At 67.3% G+C, this 6,910-nt stretch carries 6 protein-coding genes; 2 read left to right on the top strand and 4 right to left on the bottom strand.

Annotation, left to right across the window (positions count from 1 at the left end; genetic code table 11):
• Nucleotides 1–69: 69 nt before the first annotated feature.
• Together ACYCAX_RS18280 and ACYCAX_RS18275 are read right to left on the bottom strand one after the other, a co-directional pair.
• Nucleotides 70–1,047: a Bug family tripartite tricarboxylate transporter substrate binding protein gene (locus tag ACYCAX_RS18280; RefSeq protein ID WP_460248550.1), complete on the bottom strand. Its 978-nt coding sequence runs from the start codon at nucleotides 1,045–1,047 to the stop codon at nucleotides 70–72.
• 28 nt (nucleotides 1,048–1,075) lie between these two features.
• The gene (locus ACYCAX_RS18275) at nucleotides 1,076–2,377 is read right to left on the bottom strand and encodes an OprD family porin (protein ID WP_294977459.1); all 1,302 of its coding nucleotides are present in this window, start codon (nucleotides 2,375–2,377) and stop codon (nucleotides 1,076–1,078) included.
• A gap of 215 nt (nucleotides 2,378–2,592) precedes the next feature.
• On the opposite strand from ACYCAX_RS18275, the gene ACYCAX_RS18270 reads away from it, so the two are divergent.
• Together ACYCAX_RS18270 and ACYCAX_RS18265 are read left to right on the top strand one after the other, a co-directional pair.
• Nucleotides 2,593–3,264: a response regulator gene (locus ACYCAX_RS18270; RefSeq protein WP_015476079.1), complete on the top strand. Its 672-nt coding sequence runs from the start codon at nucleotides 2,593–2,595 to the stop codon at nucleotides 3,262–3,264.
• Nucleotides 3,257–4,663, top strand: a complete 1,407-nt coding sequence (locus ACYCAX_RS18265; RefSeq protein WP_460248549.1) for a sensor histidine kinase — start codon at nucleotides 3,257–3,259, stop codon at nucleotides 4,661–4,663. The genes ACYCAX_RS18270 and ACYCAX_RS18265 overlap by 8 nt, the downstream gene beginning before the upstream one ends.
• Nucleotides 4,664–4,886: 223 nt before the next feature.
• Here the strand turns inward: ACYCAX_RS18265 and ACYCAX_RS18260 are convergent, their stop codons facing one another.
• Both ACYCAX_RS18260 and ygfZ read right to left on the bottom strand, forming a co-directional pair.
• Complete coding sequence (locus tag ACYCAX_RS18260) at nucleotides 4,887–5,723, bottom strand: HDOD domain-containing protein (RefSeq protein WP_015476081.1); 837 nt, start codon at nucleotides 5,721–5,723, stop codon at nucleotides 4,887–4,889.
• Nucleotides 5,724–5,945: 222 nt separating this feature from the next.
• Complete coding sequence (gene ygfZ / locus ACYCAX_RS18255; protein WP_460248548.1) at nucleotides 5,946–6,887, bottom strand: CAF17-like 4Fe-4S cluster assembly/insertion protein YgfZ; 942 nt, start codon at nucleotides 6,885–6,887, stop codon at nucleotides 5,946–5,948.
• Nucleotides 6,888–6,910 lie beyond the last annotated feature (23 nt).

The following is a 6,910-nucleotide window of genomic DNA, read 5'->3' as shown; positions in this document are numbered from 1 at the left end:
GTGGTTTGGGGATATGGGAACCCTTGTTTTCCCCCTTCCCCAGGCACCCCCCCGACACAGTACGGGGCGTTACTGGATGAGGCCGAACTCGCGGGCGAGCTGCTTGTACTGGGCGACCTGCTGTTTCACGTAGGCGTCCAGCTCGGGGCCGGTCATGGCGAAGGGGAAGAGTTCGCGCTGGTCGCGCAGCTTCTTGAAGTCCTCCGAGGCCAGCAGCTTGTCGAACGCGGCCTTCCAGAAGGCGTAGTCCTCGTCGCTGACCTTCGGCCCGAGGTAGAAGCCGCGCACCACCGGCCAGACGATGTCGTAGCCCTGCTCCTTGGCGGTGGGGATGTCGGTCATGCCTTCATCCTTCAGGCGCTCCTCGGCGAACACCGCCAAGAGACGCATCTTGCCGGCGCGGATGTGCGGCATGGAGTCGGAGATGTCGGTACTGCCGACCTGGATGTGCCCGCCCAGCAGCGCCGTGGCGATCTCGCCGCCGCCTTCCAGGGCGACGTAGCGCAGTTGCTTCGGATCGATGCCGGCGGCCTTGGCGATCAGCGCGGTCTGCATCCAGTCCTGGCTGCCGACGGTGCCGCCGGAGCCGATCACCACCTTGCTCGGGTCGGCCTTGAGCGCGGCGACCAGGTCGCCGAGGTTCTTGTACGGCGAGTCCGCCGGCACGGCGATGGCGCCGTAGCTGGTGCCTACCGCGGCGAGCCATTTCACCGCGCTTTCGTCGAAGCGGCCGAACTTGCCCTGGGCCAGGTTCAGCAAGGAGCCGCTGGAGAAGGCGGTGATGGTGTTGCCGTCGGCGGGGCGCTGGGCGACCACCGCGTTGTAGGCCACGGCGCCAACGCCGCCGGGCATGTAGGTGACGCGCATCGGCTTGGACAGCAGCTTCTCGTCGACCAGGGCGCTCTGCGCCAGCTTGCAGGTGAGGTCGAAGCCGCCGCCGGGGGAGGCCGGGGCGATGCATTCCGGGCGCTTGGGCTCGGCGATCAGGCTACCGGCGAACAACAGGGTGGCACCGGCCAGGGTCAGGTTGCGCAGAACGGTGGACATGGGCAATTCCTCTCTTGTTGTTGTCGGTTTACCAGATCGCCAGGGAGTAGCTGAGGTAGACGCGGGTTTCGTCGGCATCGCGGGCGAAGCTCGAACGGTAGGTGGCGTTGCGTACGCGCACCGCGACATCCTTCAGCGGGCCGCTCTGGATCGTGTACTTGATGTCGGTGTCGCGCTCCCATTCCTTGCCGTGACCGTCCATGCCGTTGATTTTGGCATCGTCGCCGCTGATGTAGCGGTTCATCAGGGTCAGGCCGGGAAGGCCGAGGCCGGCGAAGTCGAAGTCGTGGCGCAGTTGCCAGGAGCGTTCCTCGGCGTCGGCGAAGTCGCCGACCTGCACGAAGTTCACCAGGTAGGGGTTGCTGCCATCGATGTAGGGGAAGGCGGTGTCGCCGTTCATCTGCTGCCAGCCGAGGCTGAATTTGTTGGCGCCCAGGGCGTAGGCCAGCATGCCGTTGAAGGCGCGGTTGTCGATCTTGCCGCCACGGGCCGCGCCCTCGTCGTCGCTGATCGCCACGCGCAGGTCGGCGCTGAATTTACCGGGGCCCAGCGGGTAGCTGGCGAGCATGCCGACGAAGTGCTGGCGGTAGACGTCGTCCAGGGCGGCGTAGTGGTAGCGGCCGGTGAGGTTGTCGGTGAACTTGTAGTCGCCGCCAGCGAGGTCGTAGTGATCGCCTGCGGCGCTGCCGCCGGAGAAGCGGCGGTTCTTGTTGTTCAGCGCGAGGTCCTGGAAGTCGGTGGAATCGCGGTCCTTGGCCTTTTCCAGGCGGCCGCCGGTGAAGTCCAGGCCGGGCAGGTCGGTGGAGTTGAGCAGGCCGCCTTCGAAGGTCTGCGGGAACAGGCGGCTGTCGTTGGGCTGCAGGGTCGGCAGGTCGGGGATCAGGCTGCCGATCTTCAGCTCCGTCTCGGAGACCTTGAACTTTGCGGTGAGGCCCAGCTTGCTGTACTCGTCGGCGGCGCGGCCGTCGTCGTGGGTCGGCAGCAGGCCGGTGCCGGTGCGGTCCGGGCTGGAGTCGAGCTTCAGGCCGAGCATGCCCATTGCGTCCAGGCCGACGCCGACGGTGCCGGGGGTGTAGCCGGACTGGAAGTCGAGGATGAAACCCTGCGCCCATTCTTCGCGCTTGGACTGGCCGCTGCCGTCGCGGAAGTCGCGGTTGAAGTAGATATTCTGGGTGCTGAGTTTGGCGCTGCTGTCTTCGAAGAACCCGGCGGCGTCGCACAGTGGGGCGAAGCCGGCGAAAGCCATCAGGGCGCTCGCGCGGGCAGGGGACAGGCTGGCAGGGAAGGTCTTGCGGACAGCCAGTGCAGCCTGGGGCTGGGCAGTGGTCATCTGTGGTCTCCGGTTTTTGTTGTTGTCACGAAAGGGCACCACGCCGCCTTTCGCTCTGAGCAGTCTTCGCCGCTTGGGGGCGATGCTAACGGGCTAAGCTTTCACCAGGCTTTCAGTCGCCTTTCATAGTGTTTTCAGCGAATTTCCCCCATTCACAGCGGCGCGTGGATGGGTAAACTGCCGGCCCGAACCTGTCGTCGTAGGAGTGAATCCGCGTGCGAATCCTTCTGGTCGAAGACCATCCGCAGCTTGGTGAAAGCGTCGCCCAGGCGCTCAAGGGCGCCGGCTGGACCGTGGATCTGCTGCAGGACGGCGTGGCCGCGGACCTGGCCCTGGCCAGCGAGGACTACGCCCTGGCGATCCTCGACGTCGGCCTGCCGCGCCTGGACGGCTTCCAGGTACTGGCGCGCCTGCGCGAGCGCGGCAAGACCCTGCCGGTGCTGATGCTCACCGCGCGCGGCGAAGTGCGCGACCGCGTGCACGGGCTGAACCTGGGTGCCGACGATTACCTGGCCAAGCCTTTCGAACTGACGGAGCTGGAAGCGCGGGTGAAGGCCCTGCTGCGGCGTAGCGTGCTCGGCGGCGAACAGCAGCAGCGTTGCGGCGAGCTGGTCTACGACCTCGGCGCGCGGCGCTTCACCCTGGCCGAACAGGCGATGAACCTGACCTCCCGCGAGCAGGCGGTGCTGGAGGCGCTGATCGCCCGGCCTGGACGGGTGATGAGCAAGGAGCAACTGGCCGCCCAGGTGTTCGGCCTGGACCAGGACGCCAGCGCCGATGCCATCGAAATCTACGTGCACCGCCTGCGCAAGAAGCTTGAAGGCAGTTCGGTGCGCATCGTCACCTTCCGCGGCCTGGGCTATCTGCTCGAGGCCCGGGATGGCTGAGCGCCGCTGGGGCTTCCTCGGCGTGGGCAGCCTGCGCGGACGGCTGCTCTGGCGGCTGGGCGGAATGCTGCTGGTACTGCTGCTGATCGGCAGCACGGTGACCTACTGGCGCGCGCGCCATGCCGCTGACATCGCCTATGACCGCACCCTGCTGGCCTCCGCGCGGGACATCGCCGACGGCCTCTACGCCAGCGATGGCACCTTGCGCGCCAACGTGCCCTACGTGGCGTTGGACAGCTTCGAGTACGACAGCGCCGGGCGCATCTTCTACCAGGTGATCGACCCCCAGGGGCGGATGGTTTCCGGCTACGAGAGCCTGCCGGCGGCGCCCCACGGTACGCCGCGCACCGACGATTATCCGGCGCTGGCCAAGTTCTACGACGCCCAGTACCAGGGCCAGGGCGTGCGGGTGGTGAGCCTGCTGCAACCGGTCAGCCAGCCGACGGTCAGCGGCATGGCGGAAATCCGCGTGGCGGAAACCCTGGGCGCCCGCGAGCGACTGGCGCGCAACCTGCTCGGCGATACGTTGCTGAACCTGGCGCTGTCGGCCATCGCCGCGCTGCTGATGGTCTGGTACGCCGTGAGCGCCGGGCTGCGCCCGCTGGATCGCCTGCGCGCGGCGGTTGAGGAGCGCCAGCCGGACGATCTGCGGCCGTTGCCGGAAGTGCGGGTACAGCGTGAGTTGCGTCCGCTGGTGGCGGCGCTCAACCATTTCACCGTGCGCCTGCGCGAGCTGTTCGACCGGCAGTCGCAGTTCATCGCCGAGGCCTCCCATGAGCTGCGCACGCCATTGGCGGCGCTCAAGGCACGGCTGGAACTGGGCCTGCGCGAGCAGGACCCTGAGCAATGGCGCGCCACCCTGGCGGAGGCCGTGCAGAACACCGACCGGGTGACTGGGCTGGCGAACCAGTTGCTGTCCCTGGCGCGCGTCGAAAGTGGCGCGCGCGCCATCGCCGAAGGGGCGGGGGAGGACATCGATCTCGGCCAACTGGCACGGGAGCTGGGCCTGGCGCTGGCGCCGCTGGCCTATGCGCGTGGCGTTGCGCTGGCGCTGGAGGCGGACGATCCGGTGTGGGTGAAGGGGGATCCGACCCTGCTCAACGAACTGCTCAGCAACCTGGTGGATAACGCCATCGCCCACGCCCCGGCGGACGGCAATGTGATCATCCGTGTGCTGTCGCCAGCGGGACTGGAAGTGGAGGACGACGGTCCGGGGATTCCTCCGGAGGAACGCGACAAGGTGTTCCGCCGCTTCTACCGCCGCCGCCGGCAGGGTACCGGCCTGGGGTTGGCCATCGTCGGCGAGATCTGCAGCGCGCACCGGGCACGGATCGAGCTGGCGCAGGGGGCGTTGGGTGGATTGCTGGTGCGGGTGAGCTTCCCGGTGGAAAACCTTTGAGCCAGCAACGCGAAACCCGCCGGTAAGGGCGGGTTTTGGGGGGGATTGATTTCGTGGACAAGATCCACTTCTACGAGAGCTGACGCTGCGAAGTCTCAGGCAGGTCCGGCCCCTGTAGGAGCGAGCTTGCTCGCGAACCCGCCTGACAGCGGAGTCGCAGGAAACCTTGGTTCGCGAGCAAGCTCGCTCCCACGAAGAGCAAGAGTCTCGCGGAGGTTTCCCGTTACTGCAGCATGCTCATCGCGGCTTCCATCGCCGCCGAGAGGTCTTCGTCTTCCTTGAGGTTGGCCCTGGGGTCCAGGCCGAGCTTGGCGAAGGCCGGAATGCGGCTCCAGTCCAGTTCGGTGTACGGGTGCTGGCTGCCCAGGTAGCTCTGCAGGGTGGCGACCTGGACGATGTCCACGTAGTCGACCTTGGCCGAGTCGCGCGCGAAGTCCAGGTGCTGGCCCGGTACGGCGGCGATCGGCGTCGGGAATTCCCAGGCCTTGAGGATGCGCTCGCCGACGATCGGGTGGATGCGCTCGATCACATGGTTGAGGCTGATCGAGTCGGCCAGCAGCTCGCTGTGCTCCTCGGCGTAGGTGAGGATCGGCAGCACGCCGATCTGGTGCACCAGGCCGGCGAGGGTGGCCTGGTCCGGCATCAGGCGGGTGTAGTGGCGGCACAGCGCATGGCAGATGCCGGCGATCTCGGTGCTCTTGTTCCAGACCTCGCGCATCTTGCGGTCGACCACGTCGGAGGTGGCCTGGAACATCTGTTCCATCGCAAGACCGGTGGCCAGGTTGCAGGTGTAGTTGATCCCCAGTCGGCTGATCGCCATCTGCAGGTCGGTGATTTCCTTGTTGGTGCGCAGCAGGGGGCTGTTCACCACCTTGATGATGCGCGCGGTCAGCGCGGCGTCGTTGCCGATCACCTTGCTCAGGGCCTGGATGCTGATGTCCGGGTCTTCCGCCGCCTCGCGCACGCGCAGGGCGACTTCCGGCAGCGTCGGCAGCACCAGCTCATCGTTCTCGATGGCCCGCAGCAGTTCCTGTTGTACTTTGTCGGCAAGCTTGCTCATGGCACTTCCTGGTTGAGTCTGATGTCGCTTCGTGTTGAGTCGTGTTGCCGAGCAACCCGTAGGCACGGGCCGCATTGTGCACGGCGCTGCGTGGCGCGTCGGTTATTTGGGTCACCAAATCGCCAGCTTCATGCCTTGCCCCGTGCCGGATGGGGACCGCCCTGGCGACGGAAACGCCGCATCCGTGAGGGAGGAGCGCCGGGCTCCCCGCCCGGCGGGTATTCAGCGCTGAATCTCGCGGTCGCTGTCCAGGACGTAGGGCAGGTCCAGCAGGCGCAACGGCGAGCCCTCGGCCTCGCCCAGGCGCACGCGGCCGTCGGTGGCGGCGTCGTCCTGTAGCACGGCCAGCAGCTCCACACCGTCCGCCGCTTGGGCGGCCAGCACCACTTCGCCGACACTGGTGGAATGCACCGGCGAGAACAGTTCGCGGCCCGGCTCCGGCAGCTCGGCGCCGTCGAGCGCGAGACGATGCAGGCGGCGCTTGAGGCGGCCGAGGTACTGCATGCGCGCGACGATTTCCTGGCCGGTGTAGCAGCCCTTCTTGAAGCTCACGCCGCCGACGGCCTGCAGGTTGATCATCTGCGGGATGAACAGCTCGCGGGTGGCGCCGAATACCTGGCCGACGCCGGCGCGGACCTGGCCGAGCAGCCAGTCGTTGAGGCTGCCATGCGCCAGTTGCGCGTCCAGGCGTTCGCGCAGCTCGGCGGCCCGTTGTGCCGGCACCCAGAGTTCGACGCGGCCGTGGCCGAGGGCGATGGCGATCAGACCGTCGTGGCGCGCCACCCGGTCGGCCTGGCCTTCGAGCGTCAGGCCCAGTCCGGCGAGCAGGGCATCGGCGCCGCTCAGGCCGAAGCGCACCCACTGGGCGCTGTCGTCCGACAGGCTGGCCTTGGAGAACACGGCGTACTTCTTGAGATCGGTCAGTTGGCTGTCGAGCAGGTCGGCGGCCATCGCCAGCAGGTAACCGTCAGCGTCGGCGACGATGCGGAAGCTGGACGTCATGCGCCCCTTGGGGGTACAGCGCGCCCCGAGGCTGGAGGTTTCGGCGTCCAGGTAGCTGAGGTTGCAGGTCAACTGGCCCTGGAGGAATTTGGCGGCATCCGCGCCGCGTACGGCGAGGATCCCTTCGTGATCGAGAACGGTGAAGAAAGCGGAGGCGGCCATCACGATTCGCTGGAAGAAAGTTA

It is taken from the genome of Pseudomonas sp. MT3, from assembly GCF_054720805.1.
The sequence above is the reverse complement of the archived record's forward strand: the minus strand, read 5'-3'. Positions and strand labels throughout refer to the sequence as shown.

Excerpts from the sequence above, each read along its gene's own strand:
- ACYCAX_RS18280 (WP_460248550.1), bottom strand. The coding sequence starts at position 1,047 with ATGTCCACCGTTCTGCGCAACCTGACCCTGGCCGGTGCCACCCTGTTG.
- ACYCAX_RS18275 (WP_294977459.1), bottom strand. The coding sequence starts at position 2,377 with ATGACCACTGCCCAGCCCCAGGCTGCACTGGCTGTCCGCAAGACCTTC.
- ACYCAX_RS18265 (WP_460248549.1), top strand. The coding sequence starts at position 3,257 with ATGGCTGAGCGCCGCTGGGGCTTCCTCGGCGTGGGCAGCCTGCGCGGA.
- ACYCAX_RS18260 (WP_015476081.1), bottom strand. The coding sequence starts at position 5,723 with ATGAGCAAGCTTGCCGACAAAGTACAACAGGAACTGCTGCGGGCCATC.
- ygfZ (WP_460248548.1), bottom strand. The coding sequence starts at position 6,887 with ATGGCCGCCTCCGCTTTCTTCACCGTTCTCGATCACGAAGGGATCCTC.